This is a genomic window from Achromobacter piechaudii NBRC 102461 (assembly GCF_001571245.1).
Lineage (GTDB): Bacteria > Pseudomonadota > Gammaproteobacteria > Burkholderiales > Burkholderiaceae_B > Achromobacter > Achromobacter piechaudii.
This window is the reverse complement of sequence record NZ_BCTK01000001.1, coordinates 463,237-489,902: the sequence shown is the minus strand read 5'-3', so window position 1 is coordinate 489,902 and position 26,666 is coordinate 463,237. Positions and strand designations below refer to the sequence as shown.

Sequence of the window (26,666 nt, the reverse complement as noted above, 5' to 3'; positions counted from 1 at the left end):
GCGCCATTGGCCCGCCCTATCCCGGGCTTGGTGAAAATCAATTTGACGGTCAGCGGCCATCCCTAGAAAATGAGAACCATTCTCAGGAGCGCTGCATGACCGGTTTCATCTACGCAATTTCTGGCGGCAAGGCCGCTCTGGCGCAAGACGACGCGCGCGTGTCGGCCAGCTTGCGGCGCATGGTGGGCTCGGGCCTGCTCGTGGCCGTCGGTTATATCGACCCCGGCAACTGGGCGACCGACATCGCCGGCGGCAGCGGCTTTGGTTACGGGCTGTTGATGGTCGTCGTCGCGTCGGCATTCCTGGCGCTGGGTTTCCAGGTCCTGGTGTCGCGCCTGGCCCTGGCTACCGGACAAGACCTGGCCACGCTGACCGCTCGTCACCTTTCCCCGCGCTGGTCCAAGGCCGCGTGGCTGGCCGGCGAAGCCGCCATCCTGGCCACCGCCCTGGCCGAATTGATCGGCGGGGCCATCGCTCTGCGCCTGCTGTTCGGCCTGCCCCTGATCGCGGGCGTGGCGGTCACCGGGGTCGGCACTTTTGCCGTGCTGGCGCTGACGCGCGGCAATGCCGATCGCCACGAACGCGTTATCGCCGTGCTGCTGGCAGTGGTGGCCGCCTCGTTCGTCTTCCTGCTATTCAAGGCCAATCCCGCCTGGACCGCCGTGGCCCACGGCGTCGGCGACACCGGTCGCGCCCTGCGCGATCCGCAGGGCTTCCTGATCGCGCTCGGCATCCTGGGCGCCACGCTGATGCCGCATAACCTCTATCTGCACTCGGGCTCCCTGGCCGAACGCGCGCAGTCACTGCCGTCGTCGGCGCGTGGCATGGCGATGCGGCTGGCGCGTAACGACACCATCGTGTCGCTGGGCGTGGCCATGCTGATCAACTCGGCCATCATGATCGTGGCGGCGGCGTCGCTGTCGGGTTCCGGACTGATCGTCTCCAGCCTGGACGATGCGCACGCCGTCATCGGCCACACCCTGGGCCTGGGCGCCGCCATCGTCTTCGCCGTCGCCCTGTACGCCGCAGGCCAAAGCTCGACCATTACCGGTGTGTTGGCGGGGCGCATTCTTTCGCGCGGCTTCCAGGTGCGCAGCAACTGGTCGGACCGCCGTCGCGCCCTGGCCACGCGCCTGATTGCGGGCGCGGCGGCGGTGGGCCTACTTGTCGCCACGGGCGGCAAGGACCCTGACGAACTGCTGGTATTGAGCCAAGTCATCCTGAGCCTGGCGCTGCCCTTCGCACTCGGTCCGCTGGTGGTGCTGGCCCGCCGCAAACAGGTGATGGGCGACTACGTGCTGCAAGGCGCGTGGGCGTGGGCCGCCGTCAGCGCGACCATCGGCATCATCATCCTGGACGGCTACCTGCTGATCGACATGGTCATGTGACGCAAAAAAAACGCCAGCATCTGCTGGCGTTTTTTTGGCTGACCGCGCGCGATTCAGTGGCGGGCGGAGATGACCGGATGCTGCTGTCGACCGGCGTCCATATCATGCAGGACTTCACCGACGGCGCCGCCCAGGGCGGCCATGCGCAGCTTCAGGCGCAGCCAAAGGCCTCGCTTGAACGGCCCGGACAAGGTTTCCGCCTTGACGGCCTCGCGAATCAAGGACCGCTCCAGCGCATCCGACATACGGGCATTTTTCAACGCGGTATCGCTCATGATTCTCTCCTTGAGAAAGCGCGATGTGGAACAACACGACTTCATGTTAGACCCGCGTTTGTTGCGTCGCAATATAAATTGCCAGCATTTTTTTAATCGTTGCGCAATGGGTACAAACACCACCATTACGGTGCATGGGGCACCACATTAAGCACTAGTCTTGTGCGGCGCCTGCTGCTTTCAGTGACCTCCATGCGCCTGGATCAGCTTGTCAGCCATATCGGCGACACGGCTGGCCGGGCCGCCTTCCCCAAACAGCTGACTGGACACGAACGCGCCCTCGATCAACAAGAGCAGTCCATCGGCCAGCGCCTGGGGATCGCGCGCGCCCATGCCCGTGGCCATCTCATTCAAGCGGCGTCGCAATTCCAGCTTGTGCTCGACGGCGACGGCGCGCGCCGGGTGCTCGGGTTCTGGATATTCGACGGCGGCGTTGGTCAGTCCACAACCCCGGTAGCCGCTCACCACTGCCCGCTGGGCCAGGCCGGACAGGTAGTCCAGCAGCTGCGCGCGCGGATTGTCGGGATGGGCGGCGCAGGCAGCGTCGAAGCGCGCCCAGAATTCGGCCTCGTAGTCGCGCAGGTATGTGGCCGCCAACTCGTCCTTGGAGGAAAAGCTGCGATAGAGGCTGGGCTTGGTTACGCCCGCCTGATTGACGATGGCGTCCACGCCCACTGCACGAATGCCGTCCCGATAGAACATTTCACGCGCCGTCTTGCGGATGCGGTCGGCCGCAAGCGGCGGCTTGGCGGCGGCTTGCGGTGCATTCGTCGGTTTGGTGGCCATGCGGAACTCCTGTAACGGAAGGGAGAAAGCCAGGTACGAGCCCCCGACGCCCCCTGCCCTTCGACAACAAAATCATCAATAAACGCTTGACGATGTTACTGACCGGTACGTACTATTCGCAAATTCCAAACCGCAATACGTACCGGTCAGTAACATGAGTATAGCCCACCCCCCAGCACCATTTCAGCGCGCCGGACAACGGTACGCCTTCGTCGTCGTCGCGGTCATTTTCCTGGCCTTGCTTGTGTCGGCCGGTCTGCGCTCCACACCCAGCGTGCTGCTGGTGCCGCTGGAAGAAGCGTTCGGCTGGAGCCGAAGTTCGATCTCGTTCGCGGCGGCGGCCGGCATCTTCCTGTACGGCCTGGTCGGGCCCTTCGCGGCAGCGGCGATGGAACGCTTCGGCTTGCGGCGGGTGCTGATCAGCGCATTGATCCTGATGTCAGCCTCCAGCGCCGTCAGCGCCTACATGACCGAGCCCTGGCACCTGCTTCTGACCTGGGGCGTGTTTTCGGGCCTGAGTTCCGGAGCGGTGGCCTCGGTATTGGGCGCCACGATCGTGAACCGCTGGTTCACCAAGCATCGCGGCCTGATGATGGGGCTTCTGACGGCCAGCACGGCCAGCGGCACGCTGGTCTTCCTGCCCGTGCTTGCCACCCTGGCCTCTTCCGGCGACTGGACGCGCGTGGTCTGGACCGTTGCGGCCGCCGCCGCCGCGCTCGTGCCGTTTGCGATCTGGCTGGTGCCCGATCGCCCGGCCAACGTCGGTCTTGTGCCTTTCGGCAGCGACCCCGACGCGCCGCCCGCCCCCGTCGCGCCGCGCACCGGCATGCTGGCCGCCACGTTCGGCGCCCTGGCGCGCGCCTCCCGGACGACCACCTTCTGGTTCCTGTTCGCCACGTTCTTCATCTGCGGCTTCACGACCAACGGCCTGGTCGGTACGCACTTGATCGCGCTGTGCGGCGACCACGGCATGCTGGAAGTCCAGGCCGCCGGCCTGCTGGCGCTGATGGGGGTTTTCGACCTGGTGGGCACCACGGCCTCGGGCTGGCTGACCGACCGCTACGATCCGCGCAAGCTGCTGTTCGTCTATTACGCGCTGCGCGGCCTGTCCTTGATCTACCTGCCCTATTCCGACTTCTCGTTCTACAGCCTGTCGATCTTCGCCATTTTCTTCGGCCTGGACTGGATCGCCACGGTGCCGCCCACCCTGCGCCTGACGACCGAAGCCTTTGGCGAACGCGATGCGGGCATCGTGTTCGGGTGGATCGTCGCAGGCCACCAGTTGGGCGCCGCCAGCGCCGCATGGATGGCAGGCGCGATCCGCGAAGCGCAAGGCAGCTATCTGATGGCCTTCGTGATTTCCGGAGCCACGGGTCTGATCGCCGCCGTCATCGCCTTGCGCATCGGCAAAAAACGCGCAGCGCCACTGCCAGCCTGAGCGCGAGTTCGACGCGCACAAAAAAGGCCCGGCATGTTTGCACACGCCGGGCCTTTGCCATCGCGCACATCACACGGCGATCAGGCCGGTGCGTCCTCGACTTCTCCCAGATACGCCGCCCTGACCTTCGGGTCATGCAGCATCTGGCTGGCAGGGCCGGACAGGATGATCTCGCCCGACTCCATCACATAGCCGCGATGGCTGTTTTCAAGCGCCAGGCGCGCGTTCTGTTCAATCAGCAGGATCGTGACGCCCTCGCTGGCAATCGTACGTACCACTTCGAACACCTTCTCGACCATCAGCGGCGCAAGACCCATCGAGGGTTCGTCAAGCAGCAACAGCTTGGGACGCGCGATCATGGCGCGGCCCATGGCCACCATCTGCTGCTCGCCACCCGACAAGGTGCCGGCCGCTTGCTTGCGGCGTTCGGCAAGGCGCGGAAACAGCGTGAACACGCGTTCGGTGTCTTGCCGCACCTGCGCGGCGTCGCGGCGGATGTACGCGCCCATCGCCAGGTTTTCTTCGATGGTCAGCTGCCCGAAAATGCCACGGCCTTCGGGCACCATGACAAGGCCTTGGCGAACCAGCTCATACGACTTCATGCCGCCGATCGACTGTCCGCCGTAGACGACTTCTCCGCCCGCAAGCGGGACAAGGCCGCAGATTGCGCGCAGCGTCGTGCTCTTGCCTGCGCCATTGGCGCCGATCAGGCACACAAGTTCACCCGCGTCCACGCGCAAGTCGATGCCGCGCACCGCGCGGATGCCGCCATACGCGACTTGCAAGCCGCGCAATTCCAACAGGGGTTGGGATGCCGTCATGATGCCGGGCTCTCCTTGTGAATCTGCGGGTCCTGCGCCGCACCGGCGCCCAGATACGCTTCGATGACCTTGGGGTCGCGCTGCACCTGGGCAGGCTTGCCCATGGCCAGCACCTTGCCGTATTCCAGCACCAGCACGCGGTCGCACAAGCCCATCACCAGCTTCATGTCGTGCTCGATCAGCAGCACCGTCACGCCGTCGTCGCGGATCTTCTCGACCAGTTTGCGCAGCACCACCGTCTCCGATGCATTCATGCCGGCGGCGGGCTCGTCCAGCGCCAGCAGCTTCGGATCGGTGGCAAGCGCGCGGGCGATCTCCAGCCGGCGCTGGTCGCCATACGGCAGCGAGCGCGCAACGTCATTGGCGCGATGGCCGACGCCCACGTAGTCCAGCAGTTCCTGCGCCCGTGCCTCGATGGCTGCCTCTTCCAGGCGCGTGCGGCGCGTGCGCAGCACCGCGCCGAACACGCCGGCCTTGGTGCGCAGGTGGCGCCCGATCATCACGTTTTCGATGGCCGACAGATTGGCGAACAGCCGGATGTTCTGGAACGTGCGCGCAAGGCCCGCGAAGGCGACCTCGTGCGGCTTCTTGCCGGACAGCGACTGGCCGTTGAACGTGCAGTTGCCCTCTTCCGGGATGTACAGGCCGGTCAGCACGTTGAACAGCGTGGTCTTGCCCGCGCCGTTCGGACCGATCAGGCCATAGATCTCGCCCTGCTCGATATCGAAGCTGACGTCGGACAAGGCTTGCAGGCCGCCGAAGCGTTTGCCCAGGCCCTGGGCTTGCAGCAGTTTGCTCATGCCGCGCCTCCTTGCGTCTTGGTCGCCAGCTCACGTTTGCGCACCGCCGACGGCCACAGGCCGGCCGGACGGAACAGCATGACGCAGACCATCGCCAGGCCGAACAGCAGCATGCGGATGCCCTCGGGGTCCAGCACCACCGCGCCGAACACCATGTGCTGGAAGGGCTCCACCACCGCGCGCAGGAATTCCGGCAAGGCCGCCAGGATCAAGGCGCCCAGGATCACGCCCGGGATATGCCCCATGCCACCCAGCACCACCATGCAAAGAATCGAAATCGACTCCATCAGCGAGAAGCTTTCCGGGCTGACAAAGCCCTGCATCGACGCGAACAACGCACCGGCCACGCCACCGAAGGACGCGCCCATCGCAAACGCCAACAGCTTGATGTTGCGCGTGTTGATGCCCATCGCCTTGGCCGCGATCTCGTCTTCGCGGATGGCTTCCCAGGCACGCCCGATCCGCGAATTCTGCAAGCGCACGCATACCACGATGATGATCAGCGTCAGCGCCAGCAGCAGGTAGTAGTACTTCTCCGGCCCCGTGAAGCGGATGCCCATCAACGTCTCGGTTCGCCCGAAAGTGAATTCGCCGACCTTGAAGGGGTCGATGCGGTTGATGCCCTGCGGGCCATTCGTGATGTTGACCGGCGCGTTCAGGTTGTTCAGGAAGATGCGGATGATCTCGCCGAAGCCCAAGGTCACGATGGCCAGGTAGTCCCCTCGCAGCTTGAGCGTCGGCGCGCCCAGCAGCACACCGAACAGGCAGGCCACCGCCAGCGCGATAGGCAGGATCGCCCAGAACGGCAGGTGCAGTCCGAAATGCGGCGACGCCAGCAGCGCCCAGGTGTAGGCGCCCACCGCATAGAACGCGATGTAGCCCAGGTCAAGCAGCCCCGCGAAGCCCACCACGATGTTCAGGCCCAGCGACAGCATCACATACAGCAATGCGAAATTCAGGATGCGCACCCAGCTTTGGCCGGCCATGCCGATCACGAATGGCAGCACCGCCAGCACGATGCCGATCAGCGCGATGCCGATCAGGTTGCGGGTCGACAGCCCGCTGTTTTTCAGGGAAGCGTTCATGCCCGGTCTCCCACACGTTCGCCCAAGAGGCCGGAGGGTCGGAAGATCAGGACCAGCACCAGCACGAAAAACGCGAACACGTCCTGGTAGTGACTGCCCAGAAAGCCGCCCGTGATGTCGCCGATGTAGCCAGCGCCCAGCGATTCGATGACGCCCAGCAACAGGCCGCCCACCATCGCCCCGACCATGCTGCCGATGCCGCCCAGCACTGCGGCGGTGAACGCCTTCAGGCCGAGCATGAAGCCCATGGTGTATTGCGAGACCCCGTAATAGGTGGCGACCATCATGCCGGCCACCGCCGCCAGCGCCGAGCCGATCAGGAACGCCGCCGAGATCACGGTATTGATGTTCACGCCCATCAACCCCGCCACTTCGCGGTTCTGCGCGGTGGCGCGCATGGCCGTGCCCAGGCGGGTCTTGTGCACGATGGCAAGCAGGCCGCCCATAATCAGCGCCGCGATCACCACAATGGCGATCTGCAAGGTGCTCATGCGCGCGCCGGCGAATTCGAACACGCGCGGCGACAACACCTGCGGGAAGTTCAGATAGTTGCGGCCCCAGGCCATCATGGCCACGTTCTGCAAGATGATGGACACGCCGATCGCCGTGATCAGCGCGGCCAGACGGGGCGCGCGGCGCAGCGGCCGGTAGGCCACGCGTTCGGCCGTCCAGCCCACCGCCATGCACAGCGGCACGGACACCAGCAGGCCCACGCCCAGCACCACGAATGCGGACACGCCGGGGTCGCCGCCCACCAGCGAAATGGCGATGGTTGTCGCCGCCATCGCGCCGATCATGACGACATCGCCATGCGCGAAGTTGATCAGCCCGATGATGCCGTACACCATGGTGTAGCCAAGGGCGACCAAGGCGTACACGCTGCCTAGCGTGACGCCGTTAATCAGTTGTTGAATGAAGATATCCATAGGGGCCGCGAAAATAAGCCTGGAGAAAGTCGCGCAGCAGCGGCCGGCGCCCTGACGAACGGAACGCGGCGGTCGCGGCAACACGCCGAGCGGCGTGTGCGCAATGCGATGGCGGACGGCGGCAACGCCGACCCATCCGCCCTTCGAGTCAAGCCGCCTTAGTTGGCTTGGCTGACCATCGTTTCAACCATCTCCCACTTGCCATTCTTGACTTCGTAGATGGTGACCGAGATTTCCTTGAGATCGCCCTTGGCGTCGTAGGCGATGTGCTCGCTGGTGGCGCCCTTGCGGTCCAGCTTGGCGAGCACCGGCAGGTACTTCTCGGGTTTGGCGGAACCGGCCTGTTCAATGGCCGTGATCATGTTCCATGCGCCGTCGTAGGCATACGGCGCGTACACGCCAGGTGCCTTCTTGAAGCGTTCCTGGTAGCGCTTTTCGAAGTCCTTGCCGGCGGTCATCTTGTCCAGCGGCACGCCGGCCAGCGAGGCGAAGGTGCCATCGGCGGCGTCGCCGGCCAGCTTGATGAAGGTGTCGCTACGGGTCATTTCGCCCGAGACCAGCGGCGCCTTCAGGCCCAGCGTGGCCAACTGGCGCTTCATGGGACCGGATTGCGCATCCAGGCCGCCGTAGAAAATGGCGTCGGGCGCGGAACCCTTGATGTTGGTCAGGATGGCGGTGAAGTCGTTGGCCTTGTCGGTGGTGTATTCGCGGCGAACCACTTCGCCGCCCGCCGCCTTCACGGCCTTTTCGACTTCATCGGCCAGGCCTTGGCCGTAGGCGGTGCGGTCGTCGATGATGGCGACCTTCTTGGCCTTCAGGTTCTGCACCATGAATTTGCCGACCGCGGCGCCCTGCTGGGTGTCGCTGGTCATCATGCGGAACGTGGTTTCGTAGCCCTGCTTGGTGTATTCGGGGGATGTCGCCATGGCGATCTGCGGCAGACCGGCTTCATGGTAGACCCGCGAGGCGGGGATGGTGGTGCCCGAATTGAAGTGGCCCAGAATGCCGACGACGTCCTGGTCGACCAGCTGTTGCGCGACCTGCACGCCCACGCGCGGATCGGCCTGATCATCACGCGAGACCAGCACGAACTTGGCAGGCTGGCCGTCTACCTTGATGCCCTTCTTATTGGCTTCTTCCAAAGCCAGGTTCAGGCCGTTCTGCATGTCCTCGCCGTAGTGCGATTGCGGGCCGGTCAACGGCGCGGCAAAGCCAAGTTTGATGTCGGCGGCGTGCGCGGCGGCCGTCATGCCCACAGCGGCGATGCTGGCGGCGAGAAGCTTCAAAGTGGTGCGGAACTTCATGGGTAACCCTCCGGGTGTCGGACCTTCGACCTTGGTCTTAAGGCCTTGTTATACCTGAGCTTTTAGCCAGGCTTTTGGTTTTTCTACTACCGCGGGCCGGGCTGTGGCCCGGTCCCGCGCATGCATTTTCTGCAAGGTCCGGATGTCGGGTTGCGACATCCGGACTTCAGGTGCGACCGGATTTTCGTTCCAGTGCAACCTGCCCGATATTGGAGATAACCCTCGGTCATCGAGGTGACTTTGCGGTCACCCTCAACCGATCGTCATGAGGCTGGCGTTGCCCCCCGCAGCGGCCGTGTTGACGCTGATGGAACGCTCGGTCAGCAGGCGCTCCGGCACGTAGCTGGCGCCCGCCGCCAAGGCGTCGGAGGTCAGGCCATGCACGGACAGAATGGCGCCAGGACGCTGCGCGATGCGCTGGTTAAGCGCCTGCAAAGCGTCGCCATCGCCCTCGAACAGAACGGCCTGGTAATCGGCCTGATCGACTTCCTCATCGGCAAGGATTCCAACCTGCCCCTGCTGCTCGGCATCCAGCGTGGCCAGCAGCGCCTGGGCGGCGGGCGTATCCGCGAACCAGGCATGGTTGCCGGTCAGGCGCGCCACCGACCACTGCGCGCGCGCGCCGGCCTCGGTGGCAGCCACGCAATAGACAGCGCCACGCGGTTCGACCATATACGTGTTGGTCTCGCCGGTGGGACCCGGCAAGGCGATGCGCTGAGGCAGCGGCGCGGCGGCGTCCAACGAGGGCGGCAGGCCCGCCGGGCGCGTGCCCAGCAAGCGGTACATATACAGCGGTCCGCCCGCCTTGGGACCCGTGCCGGACAGGCATTCGCCGCCGAACGGCTGCACGCCCACCACGGCGCCCACGATGTTGCGGTTGACGTAGACGTTGCCGGCATGCACCTGCCCCGTCACGTGCGCGATGGTTTCGTCGATGCGGGTATGCACGCCGAACGTCAGGCCATAGCCGGTGCCGTTGATGGCGTCGAGCAAGGCGTCCAGCTCGTCGCGCTTGTAGCGCACCACGTGCAGCACCGGACCGAACACTTCACGCGTCAGTTCGCTGACGTGATCGATTTCGATGATGGTGGGCGGCACGAACGTGCCGTGACGGCATTCGCCATTGAGCTCGACCTGGTCCACGCGGTGGCCCGCCGTGCGCATCGTTTCGATGTGGCGCTGGATGCCGTTGCGGGCGTCGGTATCGATCACGGGGCCCACGTCCACCGAAAGGCGGTCCGGGTTGCCCACGGCCAGTTCACGCATCGCCCCGCGCAGCATCGTCAGCACGTGATCAGCGTTGTCTTCCTGCACGCACAACACGCGCAGAGCGGAACAACGTTGGCCCGCCGAGTCGAAGGCCGAACTCAACACATCGAACACCACTTGTTCGGACAGCGCGGACGAATCCACCACCATCGCGTTCTGGCCGCCGGTTTCGGCGATCAGCGGAATGGTGTGGCCGTCGTCGTCCAGGCGGTCGGCCAGCGTGCGCGCGATGATGCGCGCCACGTCCGTCGATCCGGTGAACATCACGCCGCGCACGGCGGGGCTGGCCACGAGCTGCGCGCCCACGGTCTCGCCACGCCCCGGCAGCAGTTGCACGGCGCCCGGCGGCACGCCGGCCGCGCGCAGGATGGCCACGGCTTGCGCCGCGATCAGCGGCGTTTGTTCAGCGGGTTTGGCCACCACGGTATTGCCTGCCGCCAGCGCGGCCGCGACCTGGCCCGTGAAGATAGCCAGCGGGAAGTTCCACGGGCTGATGCACAGCACGGTGCCCAGCGGACGATGCGTGTCGTTGCTGAATTCGCGTTCCGCCTGATCCGCGTAGTAACGCAGGAAGTCCACGGCTTCGCGCACTTCGGCGATGGCGTTGGGCAGCGACTTGCCGGCTTCGCGCACGATCAGGCCCAGCAGCATCTGCATCTGCTCTTCCAGCAGCTGCGCGGCGCGGCGCAGGCACTGGGCGCGTTCGGCCACCGGCGTCGACTGCCAGATGGGCGCGGTGTTGGCGGCGGCGCGCAAGGCGGCGTCGGCCTCTTGTGCCTGCGCCTCGATGACGTGACCCACGACGTCGCGCAGATTGGCGGGGTTGCGCACTTCAATGGCGCGGGCCGCGTCCCAGGCCTGGTCGCCCTCGCCCAACATCGGGCCGGCGCGCCACGGCGTGCCGGCGCTGGCCAACAGCGCGGCCGACAGCGAACCCAGGCGGTGTTCGTTGGTCAGGTCCAGGCCGGCCGAATTGGCGCGCGCGCCTTGTTGCAGATTGCCGTACAGCTCGCGCGGCAGCGGAATCTTTTCGTGCGGCGCGCCCAGCGGCACGATGCGCGAGGCCGCGTCCACCGGGTCCGCCACCAGCGTCTCCACGGGAATGCTGTCGTCGCCGATCAGATTGACGAACGAGGTGTTGGCGCCGTTTTCCAGCAGGCGGCGCACCAGGTAGGCCAGCAGCGTTTCGTGCGTGCCGACCGGCGCGTAGATGCGGCAAGGACGGTTCAACTTGCCTTGCGCCAGCGGGCCGACCACTTCGTCGTACAGCGGTTCGCCCATGCCGTGCAGGCACTGGAACTCATATTGGCCGGGGTAGTAGTTCTGGCCCGCCAGTTGATAGATGGCGGCCAGCGTGTACGCGTTGTGCGTGGCGAACTGCGGGTACACCGCTTCGGGCGCGCCCAGCAACTTGCGCGCGCAGGCCAGGTAGGCCACGTCGGTGTAGAGCTTGCGCGTATAGACGGGATAGCCTTCCAGGCCGTCGACCTGGGCGCGCTTGATTTCGCTGTCCCAGTAGGCGCCCTTGACCAGCCGCACCATCACGCGGTGACGGCTGCGGCGCGCCAGGTCGATCACGTAGTCGATCACGAAGGGCGCACGCTTCTGATAGGCCTGGATGACAAAGCCGATGCCGTTCCAGCCTTCGAGTTCCGGCGCGAAGCAAAGCGCTTCCAGCAGGTCCAGCGAGATTTCCAGGCGATCGGCTTCTTCGGCGTCGATGTTCAGGCCGATGTCGTAGCTGCGGGCCAAGGCGGTCAGCGCCTTCACGCGCGGCAGCAATTCGGCGATGACGCGTTCGCGCTGGCTGCGCGAATAGCGCGGATGCAGCGCCGAGAGCTTGATCGAAATGCCCGGGCCTTCGTAGATGCCCCGGCCGGCCGCGGCCTTGCCGATGGCGTGGATGGCTTGCTCGTACGAGGCGTAATAGCGGTCGGCGTCTTCGGCCGTCGTGGCCGCTTCGCCCAGCATGTCGTACGAATAGCGAAAGCCCTTGGCTTCCATCTTGCGGTTGTTGGCCAGCGCTTCGGAAATGGTCTGGCCCGACACGAACTGTTCGCCCATCATGCGCATGGCCATGTTCACGCCCTTGCGCACCAGCGGCTCGCCGCCCTTGCCGATCAGGCGCGTCAGCGCCTTGGACAGCGATTGCTCGCTGCTGACCGCAACCAGCTTGCCGGTGATCATCAGGCCCCAGGTGGCGGCGTTGACGAAGAGCGACTGCGAACCGCCCATGTGCGACTTCCAGTCACCGCGCGCGACCTTGTCGCGGATCAGCGCGTCGCGGGTGGCGCGGTCGGGAATGCGCAGCAGCGCTTCGGCCAGGCACATCAGCGCCACGCCTTCCTGGCTGGACAGCGAGAATTCCTGGATCAAGCCTTCAACGCCGCCGCCGCTGCGCTTGCCGCGCAGCTTCTTGACGAGGTCGGACGCCATCGCGTGGACCTTTTCCAGATTGGGCACGCGGGCCTGGCCCAGCAACAGCGGCACGCACTCGGGCTCGGGGCGGCGATAGGCGGCGGTGATGGCGGCGCGCAATACGGATTGCGGCTGCACGTCCTGGCCAAATTCATAGAACGGCGGGGTTGGCGCGGCGGGCGTGTCGCCGGCGTCGTCTTCCGCGCCGTGGTCTACGCCCAGATGCGACATCTCGGCGGGCAGATGGCCACGCTCGATCTTGTCCAGATAAGAAAGGATTGCCTGCTTATGCAGCCAGTGGGGCGTGCAGTTGAGCTTGTTCGCGGCCGCCTTGAGGCGGTCGCGCAGTGCGTCATCAACTTTGACGCCGAGGGTCGTGCTGGCCATAAGAGATTGCTTCCTGTCGCATGGCAAAGGTGATACTGGATCCGAACGGAACCCAATATGGGTAGGACCGTATGCTAGACAGGTTGCAACCGCGTTTGTATTGAGGTTAACCCTAGGTTAACCACTTGAGTTAACGCGGGTTTCCCTATGAGCCGCCTAGCCCTAGTCCTCGAGCGGCGAGCAACCCAGCATCTGCACGGACGCGGATCCGGCCGGGGTTTGACCGCGTATGGCCGACGCCATTGCGCCAGCCAACGCAACCACCGCGCGCTGCTGGGCGGCGATCAAGGCCGGGATGCCGGTCTCGGTCACCTTTTCCGTCACGACGCTGCGGCACAACTGCCCGGTGCCCTTCGCGTTGACCGGCCGCACGCGCCAGGTGGCGTCCAACTGCGCCATGCTGCCCGAGACCATTTCAAAGCGCTGCACATCCGTCTGCACCCGCCAGACGGGCGCGCCCGGACCGGGTTTGACCATTTGCACATCGAGCGCGCCCAGCTCGCCCTTCAAGGCATCGGACAAGGCACCGCGCAGCTCGTCGCCCAGCGGGGAACTCCAGCGTTCGGAATACAGCGCCGAGACGCTGCCGTCGCCGGTCCGCACCATCAGTTGCGGCTGGTCGGCCTGGGTCGACAGGCTGACCGGCTGCACCTCGATCAGAAAACCCGCGGACCCGGCGGGCGCGGCAGTGGACGGCGCGGCCGGCCCTTGCAACGTGTAATAGTGCACAGGCGGCGACGAACCGCAGCCGGCCAGGGCGGCGCCGAGCGCCAGCAGGGACAGGACAGGACGCAGCGAAGATAAAGTCATGATTCTTAGTTCCTGACAGGGCCGGAGCCGGGAATCGGGTCTTTACCCCGGCCACGCAGCAAGGCTTCGGGGTTCGACTGCAAGAAGTCGGCCAACGCCCGCAACGAGCGTGCGGCGCGGCTCAGTTCCTGCATCGCCTTTTCGGTATTGACCGGCAAGGACGCATCCGAGGCCAGCATCGAATTGATGTTCGCCATCGATTCCCTGGCCTGTTTAAGCATGCTTTGCGCCTCGGGGGCCACCTGCTTGTCCAGGCGGTTCATCAGCTTGGACGTGCTGGCCAGCGTGGTGCGCAGGTCTTCGCCGATCTTGTCGAACGGAATCTTCTCGATCTTGGCAACGATGTTGCTGACCTGCTGCTGCAATTGATCCAGGTTGCCCGGGATGGTCGGAATCACGGCCGGGTCGGACGGCGTGAATTCCACCGGCTTGGCGTTCGGGAAATTATCCAGCACGACGTACAGCTGACCCGTCAGCAGATTGGACGTGCGCAGTTGCGCGCGCAGGCCGTACTTGATCATCACACCCAAGAGGCGCACGCCCGCCACGTCGCCATCCTTGAGCGCGCGCTCGCGCACTTCCTCGTACACGCGGCCCAGGCGTTCCGGGTACAGCGTGGCGTCGACCAGCGAATAGAACCGCTTGGTGGCCGGGTCGAAGTCCAGGTTGATCTGCGTGACGTTGCCCAGCGTGATGCCGCTGAAGTCAATCGGCGCGCCCACGGCCAGGCCGCGTATCGACTGGTCAAAGCGCATGCGGATCGGGAAGGCTTCGCCGTCGGGATTTGCCTTGGCGGCCGCTTCGGTCGGGTACAGATCGAACTTGGCATCCGCCGGCGCGGGCGCGCTGCCATCGCGCACGCTTTGCACGGATTCGAACGCCACGCCACCCACCGCCATCGACACCAGCGACTGGGTGCGCACCTTCAGGCCGTCGGCATTGACGCTGAAGTCCACGCCGCTGGCATTCCAGAAGCGCGTGGCGTTGGTGACGAACTTATCGTTGGGCGCATCGACGAACACTTCGACATTGACCGCGGTGCCGGTCTTGTCGAGCTCATAGCCAATCACGCGGCCCACATTGATGCGCCGGAAATACACGGGAGAACCGATGTCCAGCGAGCCCAGGTCCGAGGCTTTCAACATGAAGCGCTTGCCCGCGCGGTCATGCGTGACGGCAGGCGGAATTTCCAATCCGTCGAAGCTGAACTTGGTGGCTTTCTGCGACCCGTTCTTGCCTTCCACCGCGTCCACGCCGATGTAGGCGCCCGACAACAACGTGCCCAGGCCCGAAACGCCGCTGACGTCCAGGCGCGGCCGCACGACCCAGAAGTTGGTGCCTTCGCGCGCCAGGTCCGAGACTTCCTTGGCCAGTTCGGCCTGCACCACGACTTTGCTGCGATCGGAATTGAAGCCGATGGACTTGACCGTGCCGATGTTCACGTCCTTGTAGCGCAGCTGCGTCTTGCCCACTTCCAGGCCTTCGGCCGTATTGAACGAGATCGAGATGTCCGGGCCAGCCTGCATCCAGGTGCGTATGACGAGCGACATGCCCATCAACGCCGCCACGATCGGCACGAGCCATATCCATGAAATCCGGCTTTTCTGCTTGCGCGAGATGGTCGGTGATTTGTACTTCTCTTCACCGGCGCCGGGTGCTTGGTCGGACATCTACTTTCCTTTTTCTTCTCTTCTTGAGCGGGAACTACGGAACCTGCTAACCCACTTCCCTGCGTGTCACGGACGGCGCGTGATGCGCCGCTTGAGCCGGTTGCGCCCGACCCTCGATTTCGGGCGCGTCGATTTCACTTTCGCCTTCAAGATCCCAGCTGCGACGCAGATCGAAACTCATCGCCGCCAGCATGGTCAGGATCACCACCACGCCGAAGGCTGCAGCCCCGGCGCCGGCGCTGATCTCCATCAGTCCCTTGAAATCGGCCAGCGCCGCCAGCAATATAACGACAAAAACATCCAGCATCGACCATTGGCCAATGAACTCGACCATCTGATACAAGCGGGTACGTGGCCGCAGATTGGTGGTGCTGCGCCATTGCTCGGTCAGCAGCAACAGGATCAGGGCCAGCAGCTTGGTCAGCGGCACAGCCACGCTGGCGATGAACACGATCAACGCAATATCCCAGGACCCCATCTGCCAGAGTTCCACCACACCGCCCAGGATGGTGTGAGCGCTGTCGCCCAACACTGAACTTACCTGCATCACGGGCAGGACATTAGCCGGGATGTAGAACACAACTGCCGCAAGCAGCAGCGCCCAGGTCCGCGCCAGGTGATCGGGCTTGCGGTAGTGCACGACGGCTTCGCAACGCACGCAGTGGTGTTCTTCTTCGGGGTCGGCATCGCGCGGCAGCGCCTGCACCTGCCCACACACGTGGCAACCGGCCAGGACGCTGTCCGGACCGCTTTCAGGAATGTGTACGGGCACCACGCCCACGGTTTCGGCGTACCGCCACAGCACGTGCGGCGACAGGCGGCCCAGCATGGTCAGGAATATGGTCAAGAGGCCGAATGCGCCCAGGCCGATGCCGGGCGATACCGCGGCCATGCCGGCCAGCTTGACCACCGCGACCAGCACGCCCAGCAGGAACACCGGCACCATGCACCAAGGACGCAAGAAGCCCAGCAGCCGCATCGCGACACGGAAACCAGCGGGCTCGCGGCCTTGCGACAAGGGACCCAACACCCATAGCAGCACGGTCAATTGCAGCAGCGGCAAGACAAAGCCCGCCAGGCCGGTCATGACGGCGACCACCCAGCGGCCCTGCCGCCACGTAATGGAAATGGCGTCCAGCAAGGACGCCTGTTGCACCATGCCCTGAACGGACATGGAAGCGACCGGGTAGGCGTTGGCCACCCCGAAGACAATCAGGGCGGTAATCGCGAGCGCCAGCCAATTGGACAAAGTAAGCCCGCTGTAGCGCCAAAGTATGGCTCCGCAGCGGGCGCAATTGGCGGTCTCGCCAGGTTCAAGCTGATGTCGGCGATAAACGCTTGCGCAATGTTCGCACTCGATCAGCGGCTGGCTATCCGCGGTCATCAATCGATCAGTTCAACTTCCTGCTTGTCCGGCGCATCGGACGACGGCGGTTTCCCGTTGTCGTCGAAGTCCAGCGTCACCTTGCCCGTATCGTCCAGGTCCACCGTGACCGAACCGCCATCGACCAGCTTGCCGAACAGCAGCTCGTCGGCCAGCGCGCGGCGGATGGTGTCCTGGATAAGACGTTGCATGGGACGCGCGCCCATGAGCGGGTCGAACCCCTCCTTGGCAAGATGTTCGCGCAGCTTCGTGGTGAACACGGCTTCTACGCGGCGCTCGTGCAACTGATCTTCCAGCTGCATGAGGAACTTGTCCACCACGCGCAGGATGACCTCGCGGTCCAACGCGGCGAACGGGATGATTGCATCAAGGCGGTTGCGGAATTCAGGCGTGAACATGCGGCGGATTTCCGCCATTTCGTCGCCCAGCATCCGCGAATTGGCAAAGCCGATCGACGGACGGTTCAAGGTTTCGGCGCCCGCGTTCGTCGTCATGATGAGGATGACGTTGCGGAAGTCTGCCTTGCGGCCGTTGTTGTCGGTCAGCGTGCCATGGTCCATGACTTGCAGCAGGATGTTGAACACATCCGGATGGGCCTTTTCGATTTCGTCCAGCAGCAGCACGCAATGCGGCTGCTTGGTGATGGCTTCGGTCAAGAGGCCGCCCTGGTCAAAACCGACGTATCCCGGCGGCGCACCAATCAGGCGCGACACCGCATGGCGTTCCATGTATTCCGACATATCGAAGCGCAGCAGCTCGACACCCAGCGTGAACGCCAGCTGACGGGCCACTTCGGTCTTGCCCACGCCGGTCGGGCCGGACAACAGGAAAGCACCGATGGGCTTTTCCGGCTTGCCCAGACCCGAGCGCGCCATCTTGATGGCGGCGGACAAGGCGTCGATGGCCCCGTCCTGCCCGAAGACGACCGTTTTCAGGTCGCGGTCGAGCGTCGCCAACTTGCTGCGGTCGTCGTTGGAAACCGATTGCGGCGGAATGCGGGCGATCTTGGACACGATGTTCTCGATGTCCACCTTGCCGATCACCTTCTTCTGGCGCGAACGCGGCAGCAGGCGCTGGGCCGCGCCGGCTTCGTCGATGACGTCAATGGCCTTGTCGGGCAAGTGGCGATCATTGATGAAGCGCGCCGACAATTCAGCGGCAGCCGACAACGCAGCGGCAGAATAGCGCACGCTGTGGTGTTCTTCGAAGCGGCTCTTCAAGCCGCGCAGGATCTGAACGGTTTGCTCGACACTGGGTTCGGGCACGTCGATCTTCTGGAAGCGGCGCGACAGCGCGTGGTCTTTTTCAAAGACGCCGCGATATTCCGTGTAGGTGGTTGCGCCGATGCACTTGAGCTGGCCTGAAGACAGGGCCGGCTTCAACAGGTTGGACGCATCCAGCGTGCCGCCCGATGCCGAACCGGCGCCGATCAGCGTATGGATTTCGTCGATGAACAGGATCGCGTCGGGATTGCCCCGGATCTGCTTGAGCACGCCTTTCAGACGCTGTTCGAAATCGCCGCGGTACTTGGTGCCCGCCAGCAACGCACCCATGTCCAGCGAAAAGACCTGGGCAGCTTGCAGAATTTCGGGGACTTCGCCGCGCGTGATGCGCCAGGCCAGGCCTTCAGCGATGGCGGTCTTGCCCACGCCGGCCTCGCCGACCAGCAGCGGGTTGTTCTTGCGGCGGCGGCACAACACCTGGATGACGCGTTCGACTTCGTGCTCGCGTCCGATCAGGGGATCGATGCGGCCCGCCAGCGCGGCGGCGTTCAGGTCGGTGGCGTATTGGTCGAGCGGCGACTGACGCGATTCGCCTTGCTCTTCACCGTTGGTCTGCTGCTCTTTCTGCACGGCGGCGGACTCCACCTGGGGCTGTTTGGTAATGCCATGCGACAGGAAATTGACCACATCCAGGCGCGTAACACCCTGCTGTTGCAGGTAGTACACGGCATGCGAGTCCTTTTCGCCGAATATGGCCACCAGCACGTTCGCGCCAGTCACCGGCTTCTTGCCGGTGCCGCCCGCGGAGACGTGCATGATTGCGCGCTGGATCACGCGCTAAAAGCCCAGCGTCGGCTGCGTGTCGACCTCGGCGCCGCTTGGAATCACCGGGGTGTTTTCCGAAACGAACTGACGGAGGTTGCGGCGCAAATCGTCAAGGTTCGCCGCGCAGGCGCGTAGGACCTCGACTGCCGAAGCGTTGTCAAGCAGCGACAACAGCAGGTGCTCGACGGTAATAAATTCGTGCCGGGCCGAACGGGCCTCGACGAAAGCCATATGCAGGCTGACTTCAAGCTCTTGAGAAATCACGCTTCCTCCGTATTGCATCGAAGCGGTCAAATACACGATTCATATTCTATGCCGATCATGGCGTAACGCCAGCGATTTCAAAAACCACTCTATCGTGGCGACCTTGGGTGTCCATGACGGTTAGCGTATACCGGCCGTCTTGCGCCAGCACTAAATTAAACGGATGACTCGACGCGCCGTGATTCACCACGCGCCCATCAAGCATCCACCATACTTCTCCTTCGGCGCCTTGCACATCTACATCCAGCGCCACTTGCCGGCTTCCTGGCACGGGCCGAAGCACCGAACCGTTGGCCACGCCGCCCACCCGCAACGGGCCTTGGGTGGCGTCGGCATAACCGGCAAATGACGGCGGCGCCGTGTCGTTCAGCAGCCACGCCGCGCGCTGTTCGGGACATTGCCCCGATGGCACGCTGCCCAACCTGTAACCCAGTGGCCAGCATGTGACCGCCGCCTGCACCGTTTCGGGCCGGCTACGGACCTGCTGCGCGCCTTCCGGCAACGCGGCCACAATATCTTGCAGCAACGGCGCCGCCACATTCGCCCCAAAGAAACCGGGGTTTGGCGTGCCGTCAGGACGACCGACCCAGACGCCTAACGTCCATCTATCGGTCACCCCTATCGCCCAGGCATCCCGGAATCCAAAACTGGTTCCGGTTTTCCAGGCCAGTCGCCGGGTCGGGTTGCCCGACTGGTAGAAAGGCCGGTCGGGATGCCCGCCGCCCTCGAGAATATCGCGGACGATCCAGGCGGCTCCAGGGCTCATCATACGGGACTCGATTCGAGGCTGCTCCGTCCGAAGACGAGGCCGTCCCGAGATGCCGTCGCGGGCCAAAGCCCGGTAAGCGCCGACCAGTTCTTCCAATGTGGTGCCACCCCCGCCCAAAATCAAGCTCAAATTTGGGTCTGCCCCCGGCGGCAAACGTAACCGTACGCCGCCGGTCAGCATAACCGACGCGAAACTGGCCGGACCGACGCGGTCCAGCAAGTCCACGGCGGGCACGTTCAACGAGCGCTGCAACGCTTGCGCCACGCTGACCGGGCCGGAAAAAGCGGCCTGGAAATTGCCCGGGGCGTAGCCGCCAAACGACATCGGCGCATCGATCAACAGGCTTTCCGAATGGATCAGCCCTTCGTCGAGCGCCTGCGCGTACAGGAAAGGTTTCAGAGTAGAACCCGGCGAGCGCACTCCACGCACCATATCCACATGCGCATAGCGGGTATCGTCGGAAAAATCAGCCGATCCTGCGTAGGCCTTGACCTCCAGCGTGTCGTTGTCCATCACCAGCACCGCCATGGAAACCTTGGGCGGCAAGCTATCGACACGGTCCAGCAACATTCGTTCCACCGATGCCTGCATGTCCGCATCCAGCGTCGAGGCAACCAGCGGCGGGCGCTGGCCGGGCCGGCGCGCCGACGGCTTGCCGCCGGCTTCCTGCAACAGTCGCTGGGCGGCCAGCGGCGCCAGCCAGCGCGCCCGCAGCGGCGGCGCGATCACGTTTTCGATCTTGGCGTCGGCGACCTCGGCCGGGCTCCAGCGGCCCAGTTCGGCCATGCGGTCCAGCACCTTGTCCCGCGCCGCTTGCGCGGCTTCGGGATGACGATCGGGGCGCAGGCGCGACGGGGCCTGCGGCAAGGCGGTCAGCATGGCGGCTTCGGCCGGGCCCAAATCGCGGGCCGACTTGCCCAGCCACAAACGCGAGCCCATCTCCACGCCTTCCACGATGCCGCCCATGGGCGCATGCGTCAGATACAAGGACAGAATCTCATCCTTGCTGTAGTGCATTTCCAACTGCACGGCGCGCCAGGCCTGCCGCAATTTGGCGGACATCGAGCGCGACGGCTTGCCCGCCAGTTGCGGGTCGATCAGCCGCGCGACCTGCATGGTCAGCGTCGAGCCGCCCGACACGATGCGGCGGTTCGTGGCCCACTGCCAGCCCGCGCGCGCGAACGCCACGGGGTTGACGCCGGGATGCCAATAGAACCAGCGGTCCTCGTACGTGAGCAAGGTATCCAGATAGCGCGCGGACACCTGGTCCGGCGTGACGGGATAACGCCAGATTCCGTCGCGGCTGGGATAGTTGCGCAGCGGCGTGCCATCAGCGGCGACGACCACGGCGGCTCCGCCAGAGTCGATGGGGGGCAACGGGTAGAGGCGGTCAAGCACGAATAACAACGCGGCCAGCGCAAACAACACGCTGGCCGCGATGATGCCGCGCCGCCGCCAGCGGCGGGCGCGCGAGGCGCCCGCCGTGGGGGTGGCGGCGGCGGTCAAGGACGCTTGGCGCCACGATCGCGGATTTCGACCGTGCTCCATTGCTCACCCACACCGCGAATTTCAGGGCGGTACATATCTTCCGCTACGGTCGAGGGCACGGCATAACGGCCCGGCGTCACGACGCGCACCAGATAGAACACGTCCACCTTGCCGCGTCCCAGGGACACGGCGGCCACGTAACGATCGTCGCGGAACTCACGATGCTTGATGTTGGAATCAGACATCGCTTCGGCCACGCGGCGTCCGCCGATCGTCCATTCCTGCATCTCTGGACTTTGCGATAGGTTCAGGTTTTCGACTTCAAAACCCGCCGGCACGCGGTCCTCGATCAGCGCATCAGGAATGTTCTGATTGGCGCTTGCCTGCACCCACACCACCAGCATGTCGCCGCTTTGCAACGTGCCGCCATCCCAAGGCTTGCCGTCCGGACGATACCAGCCACGCTTGAGCTGGATCACGTCATTGCGCGGCTTGGGTGCAACGGTCGGGCTGCCCTGGATGTCGTATTCCAGGAACAGCGACTGAGCGCCCGTGTTCAAGATCTGCGTGTTGGCCAGATCGGCGGCGGTCAGGCCAACGGTCTGGTCGGACTTGCCACCATCCAGCGGCTTGCGCACGCCATTGACCGTCAGCGCGGCCTCCCACGGCGTGCCCTTGTCGCCGCCGATGGCGCGCGCCGCCATCAACAGCGCCATGCGCTCTTGCGTGGACAGGTACGAACGATTGCCCAGGCGCGAGGTCAGCTGCGTCAGCAGGTTTTCCAGGCGCTCGTGCTTCAAGCCGTACTGGTTGGCCAACGCGTACGACAAGGCATAGTCGCGCACGCTGCTGCCGTAGTCGCCCAGCCACTCGTCGTAGTAGGCGTTGTAGTTGCGGCGCGGGAATCCGTATTCGCGCGTCATGGCGGCGTCCAGCGCGGACTTCATGCGCCCTTCGTCACCCATCAGCTTGAAGGCGGCGGCCAACTGGATCAGCGGCAACGGCGAACGCGCGCGCTCTTGATAGTTGTCGAACAGTTGGCGCACCGTCGACAGCGGCGCCTTCTTGTCGCGCGCCAGAGCCAGCACGGCAGTCGACAAGCCAGCAAAGCGGCGATGGTCTTCGCGCAGGATGTTGGCGTCGCTGCTGTCGATGCGGCCTGCCTCGATGTTGCGGCGCAGGTTCACCGACCACGTGCCAAAGCTGTTCGAGGTCTGCTGAACCTGTTCAAGCAACCACTGGCGCGAACGATCCAGCGTGGCTTCAGGCACTTCAAAGCCCTGGTCGCGCGCGTCCTGCAGGAAGCCCACCGCATAGGCGGTCAGCCACACGTCACGCGAGCTGGAACCGCTCCACAGGTTGTACGAGCCCACAGCATTGCGCATGCCCGACAGACGGCCGATGGCGCCCGACACCTGCGCGGCGCGTTCTACTTGCGAGTGCGGCTTCAGGCCGAACTGCTTGGCCACCGCGTCGTCGATCAGCACCCACGGCAAGGCGCGGCTGATGGTCTGTTCGGCGCAGCCATACGGATACGCGAGCAGCCCTTCGACCAGGCGATTGACGTTGAACGGCGGGCGGTTCGACACGGTCAGGCTGACCAGCGCCGAGTCCGGGTAATACGACGACACCCACGATGCTTGCGCCACGTTGGTCTCGCCCGGATTCAGGCGCAGGCGCCGAACCTGGCGTTCGCCCGCGTAGGCCGGCTGCACTTGCAGCACCGATTCGCGCACGATGTGCACGGGCTTGGCGCCGCCCTGCCCGTCGATGGTCAGCCGCATCAGGCCCAGGCCATACGAACCGGTGGTGGTGGCGTTAAAGCGCAAGGTGGTGCGCTGCTTGTCCTTGAGCGTCACCGTGCGCACGCCATCGGTAATGGCAAGCGGGTCCAGCGCTTCCAGCTTGATGCTGATCTTCTGCTCGGCCCCGCTCAGGTTGGTCAGGTCCAGCGCGATGGCGGCCTGGTCGCCCGGCGTGATGAAACGCGGCGTGTTCAGCTCGGCGACGATCGGCGCGGCCACCACCATTTCGGTGTCGGTGCTGCCGTAGTTGTCGGCAGTGAAGGCCACCGCCATCAGGCGCAGCGTGCCGTTGAAGTCGGGCAGGTCCAGCGGAATGTCCGCTTCGCCTTGCGCGTTCAGCGTGACCGGACCCGAGAACAGGTCGACCAGCTTGACCTTCTTGGGCAGGCTCTTGCTGTCGCCGCGCATGGCGGCGTCACCGCCCCACTTCAGCTTGCCCTTGGTCCCGTCCATTTTCTCGATCAGCTTGCCGTACATGTCCAGCAGTTCGGGCGCGTAGCGGTGCTTGCCGAAGAAATAATCCAGCGGATCGGGCGTGGCGTACTGGTTGATGTTCAAGATGCCCACGTCCACGGCGGACAGCGTGACCGTGGCTTGCTTGCCTTGCGCGCCGTCGACCTTGACGCGCACGGTCGTCTTGGTTTCGGGCACGGTCTTGGGCGCGGCGGTCAGCTTCACGTCCAGCTTGCGGTCGGCGCTGGCGATCGGCAGGAACGCCAGGCCCAACGCGCGGGCCGGCGTGACGCGGTCGCCTTCGCTGCCCGGACGGAACACGGCGGCGGCCACGTACAGATCGTGACGCTTCCAATCCTTGCTGACCGGAATTTCGACGACGGTACCCGTCGCCTTCACAGCCACCCAGGTCGACCACAACATGCGGTCGCCTTCGACGGTGACCAGCGCCTGGCCGTCATGCGGCGGAGTCAGCGTGACCTTGACGGTGTCGCCCGGCTTGGCCGGCACGCCTTCAAGCTTCATCTGCACGCGGTCGGGGCGATTGCCCATCGAGTCGGCGTCCTGCGCGTTCCAGCCCGCGTAGAAGCGGTAGCGCATGGTCTCGCCCGTTTCCGGGTCGGCGACCTCAAGGCGGTAACGGCCCCACTTGACCGGCACGGTCAGCGGCGTGCGATCGTTCAGCGCGATCTCACGCGAATCCACCAGCTCTTCGGTTTCGGTATAACCGCTGTTCCAGCCGCGCTGGTCGTCGAAGCGCCAATAGTATTGGCGTTCTTCGCGGAACAGGCGCATCTGTGCCTGGGCCAAGGGCTGGAGTTCGCCCTGGGCATTGACGCGGATCACTTCGAACGCCGCGGGCGCACCCTCGCGCGCCACGTCGCTATCGAATTGCGGACGCACCGCAATCAGTTTCTCGGCGGGCCAGACGCTGCGCTCGATGGAACGCACGACCGGACGGCCACCCGATTCCAGCAGGCTTGCCGACACGCGCACCTTCATGGGCGAGTGCGTACCGGACGCGTTGGGATTGATGCTGATCTGCGCGTAGCCCTTGTCGTCCAGCGCGGCTTCGGGCAGCTCACCGAACGAACGACGCGTGTCGTCAGCCACGTCGCCAAAGATGAAGCCCGGCCATTTCTGGGCCTGCGCGAAACGATCGCGCTTGACCTGGAACGTGGACAGCAGGCGGTTGCCCGCGGCGGGCGCGCCGTAAAGATAGTCGCCCTGCACGTCTACCGTCAGTTCCTCATCAGGCTCCAGCACTTCCTGCTCGGAGGTGAGCGTCATTTTCATGCGCTCGGGCAGGAACTCTTCGACCTGGAATTTCCACGACGCGTCCGGAGCGCGCGAGGCCGGGTCGACACGCAGCTCAAGCAGCCACGAGCCGGTCTGGGCATCCAGCGGCAAGTCGATGGCGCGCTCGACATAACCGACCAGATCCTTCTTCGGTTGCCAGAGCGTCGTCTGCACCACGCGGCCGTCGGGACGCTTGATGGTGGCCGTCAACGGCGCGGGGGTCAGCATGCGGCCGTCCAGGTCGCGCGGCAGCACCGACACGTTGAACGTTTCGCCGGGGCGGTACAGATTGCGGCCGGCATAGACAAACAGGTTGTTCGGGCGCGACACATGGCCGCCCGTATCGAATTCCGACAGATCGAGCGCCGGCTCGGCCAGCGCCAACACGGTCATTTCCTTGTCGCGCGATGCGCGGATGACTCGCGCGTTGGTGAAGCTGCCGTCAAAACGCACGTGGCCCTGCGCATCGGCGGCGGCCTTGGCCAGCGTCTTGCCTGCGCCGTCCACCAATTCGAAGACGGCGCCGGGAATGGCCTGGCCCGACTTGAGCGACACGGAATAGGCTTCGACGCGATCGCTGTAGCGGCGCGCATGCAGGCCGATATCGCTGACGTAGAAGTACGTGACTTGATATTCGTAGCGGAAGCGGCCCGGCTGGCTCATGACCGCGATATAGATGCCGGGCTCTTGCAGTTCCTTCACGCCTTCCACGGGCAGGAAGGTGACGTGGCGGCGGTTGGGTTTGTCGTCGGTCAGGAAGCGGCCTTGGTAGACGCTGGTGGTCAGCGAATTCAGGCGGTCCAGATCCCAGTTGCTGACCGAACCCTTCAGGCCACGGTTGTCGGAATAGCGCCAGGCATCGTCTTCGTTGTAGCCGCCCTCGTCTTCGTCGTCAGAGGTGTCAGCCGTCTTGCGGCCGATGCCCAGCACGGTTTCGAACAATTCCGGCACACGGTCGGGAGCCACGCGCAGGAATTGCACGTCGACTTCGGAGACGTTCACGGTGGCCACGGGCAGACCGCCGTTCTGGCCGGCCGGCAGCACCACGCCACGGCTGGCGAAATAGAACGACGGCGGCATGGCCTGCGTGTTGACTTCGCAATTGGAGGCTTGCGTCAGCACGACCTTGTCAGCAGCGCCCGGCAAACCGGACCGCACCGTGATGGCGTACTTGCGCTGCGGCTGGATGTACGGGAAATACACCATGCGCGGGTTGTCGCCCACGATCCAGCTGCCCTTGACGATCTTGCCTTGCGGGGCGGAGTCGCCCGGCTTGACCGACGCCGGCTGATCGCTGGCCGCGGATTCGCTGTCCTGATCGGCCTTGCCCGACGAGGCGCCCAAGTCCGTGACCTGGAGGAAATCATCGAGCTTGGCTTTGGCGTTCACCGGCTGGGTGAACGTGACCGACAGCGACAGCGCGTCGTTGTATTGGCGGGGTTGGCAGGTCAGCGCGGCGAAGGGGTCGGGCGCGCCGACGGTTGCGCTGGCGCCCAGCGCCGGTTTTGTCTCGGCGGGCGCCGCAGTTGCAGGCGCTTGAGCCGGGGCTGAAACCGCAGGGACCGCGGTCGGAGCCGGCGCCTGCTTGTCCTTGCCCATCCACCAGCCCACGCCGATAGCGCCGGCCAACACCACTACGCCGGCAACCGCCAGCCAGGTCTTACTAACCTTTCCACTCACGGCAAACCCCTCCGCCTACTCGAATCCACTGCTCCTTTGCGGCGGAGCTGCCGACCAACCGGATCCGCGCGCTTCTCAAACGCGGATACTGCCGTGCCA

15 protein-coding genes and 1 pseudogene are annotated in these 26,666 nt (G+C 64.8%); 2 read left to right on the top strand and 14 right to left on the bottom strand.

Annotated elements, in window-relative coordinates; genetic code table 11:
• The first annotated feature begins 95 nt into the window (after nt 1-95).
• Nucleotides 96-1,388, top strand: coding sequence for an Nramp family divalent metal transporter (locus API01S_RS02330; RefSeq protein ID WP_061302933.1), 1,293 nt, complete (start codon nt 96-98; stop codon nt 1,386-1,388).
• Nucleotides 1,389-1,441: 53 nt separating this feature from the next.
• Here API01S_RS02330 and API01S_RS02325 read toward each other — a convergent pair whose 3' ends face one another.
• Nucleotides 1,442-1,663 carry a hypothetical protein gene (locus tag API01S_RS02325; protein ID WP_050730089.1) on the bottom strand — a complete coding sequence of 74 codons (222 nt, stop codon included), beginning with the start codon at nt 1,661-1,663 and terminating at the stop codon, nt 1,442-1,444.
• Between the two features lie 180 nt (nt 1,664-1,843).
• Nucleotides 1,844-2,449 (bottom strand): TetR/AcrR family transcriptional regulator, encoded by a 606-nt coding sequence (locus tag API01S_RS02320; RefSeq protein WP_050730088.1) that lies wholly within the window; start codon nt 2,447-2,449, stop codon nt 1,844-1,846.
• Nucleotides 2,450-2,603: 154 nt separating this feature from the next.
• Between API01S_RS02320 and API01S_RS02315 the strand changes: the two genes are divergently transcribed.
• A complete protein-coding gene (locus API01S_RS02315) occupies nt 2,604-3,887 on the top strand; it encodes an MFS transporter (protein WP_061302932.1) in 1,284 nt (427 codons plus the stop codon).
• 80 nt (nt 3,888-3,967) lie between these two features.
• Here API01S_RS02315 and API01S_RS02310 read toward each other — a convergent pair whose 3' ends face one another.
• From API01S_RS02310 to API01S_RS02255, 12 genes and pseudogenes are all read right to left on the bottom strand, one after another.
• On the bottom strand, nt 3,968-4,708 hold the full coding sequence (locus tag API01S_RS02310) for an ABC transporter ATP-binding protein (protein ID WP_061302930.1): 741 nt from the start codon (nt 4,706-4,708) through the stop codon (nt 3,968-3,970).
• Nucleotides 4,705-5,508 carry an ABC transporter ATP-binding protein gene (locus tag API01S_RS02305; RefSeq protein WP_061302928.1) on the bottom strand — a complete coding sequence of 268 codons (804 nt, stop codon included), beginning with the start codon at nt 5,506-5,508 and terminating at the stop codon, nt 4,705-4,707. The genes API01S_RS02310 and API01S_RS02305 overlap by 4 nt, the downstream gene beginning before the upstream one ends.
• Nucleotides 5,505-6,593, bottom strand: coding sequence for an ABC transporter permease subunit (locus API01S_RS02300; protein WP_006220266.1), 1,089 nt, complete (start codon nt 6,591-6,593; stop codon nt 5,505-5,507). The genes API01S_RS02305 and API01S_RS02300 overlap by 4 nt, the downstream gene beginning before the upstream one ends.
• Complete coding sequence (locus API01S_RS02295; RefSeq protein WP_409360600.1) at nt 6,590-7,441, bottom strand: branched-chain amino acid ABC transporter permease; 852 nt, start codon at nt 7,439-7,441, stop codon at nt 6,590-6,592. The genes API01S_RS02300 and API01S_RS02295 overlap by 4 nt, the downstream gene beginning before the upstream one ends.
• Nucleotides 7,442-7,677: 236 nt before the next feature.
• On the bottom strand, nt 7,678-8,823 hold the full coding sequence (locus API01S_RS02290) for a branched-chain amino acid ABC transporter substrate-binding protein (RefSeq protein WP_050730085.1): 1,146 nt from the start codon (nt 8,821-8,823) through the stop codon (nt 7,678-7,680).
• A 252-nt stretch (nt 8,824-9,075) separates the two neighbouring features.
• A complete protein-coding gene (putA, locus tag API01S_RS02285; RefSeq protein ID WP_006220269.1) occupies nt 9,076-12,897 on the bottom strand; it encodes a trifunctional transcriptional regulator/proline dehydrogenase/L-glutamate gamma-semialdehyde dehydrogenase in 3,822 nt (1,273 codons plus the stop codon).
• Between the two features lie 162 nt (nt 12,898-13,059).
• Complete coding sequence (locus tag API01S_RS02280; RefSeq protein WP_061302927.1) at nt 13,060-13,707, bottom strand: PqiC family protein; 648 nt, start codon at nt 13,705-13,707, stop codon at nt 13,060-13,062.
• A 5-nt stretch (nt 13,708-13,712) separates the two neighbouring features.
• Entirely contained in the window at nt 13,713-15,377 is a 1,665-nt protein-coding gene (locus API01S_RS02275) for a PqiB family protein (protein WP_050730083.1), read from the bottom strand.
• Between the two features lie 46 nt (nt 15,378-15,423).
• Nucleotides 15,424-16,761 (bottom strand): paraquat-inducible protein A, encoded by a 1,338-nt coding sequence (locus API01S_RS02270; protein ID WP_006220272.1) that lies wholly within the window; start codon nt 16,759-16,761, stop codon nt 15,424-15,426.
• Nucleotides 16,761-19,091: pseudogene (gene clpA, locus API01S_RS02265) on the bottom strand (ATP-dependent Clp protease ATP-binding subunit ClpA). The gene API01S_RS02270 and the pseudogene clpA overlap by 1 nt, the downstream one beginning before the upstream one ends.
• Nucleotides 19,092-19,128: 37 nt before the next feature.
• Nucleotides 19,129-21,348, bottom strand: a complete 2,220-nt coding sequence (pbpC, locus tag API01S_RS02260; protein ID WP_061302925.1) for a penicillin-binding protein 1C — start codon at nt 21,346-21,348, stop codon at nt 19,129-19,131.
• On the bottom strand, nt 21,345-26,567 hold the full coding sequence (locus API01S_RS02255) for an alpha-2-macroglobulin family protein (RefSeq protein WP_167351689.1): 5,223 nt from the start codon (nt 26,565-26,567) through the stop codon (nt 21,345-21,347). Before API01S_RS02255 ends, pbpC begins: the two co-directional genes overlap by 4 nt.
• Between the last annotated feature and the right edge of the window lie 99 nt (nt 26,568-26,666).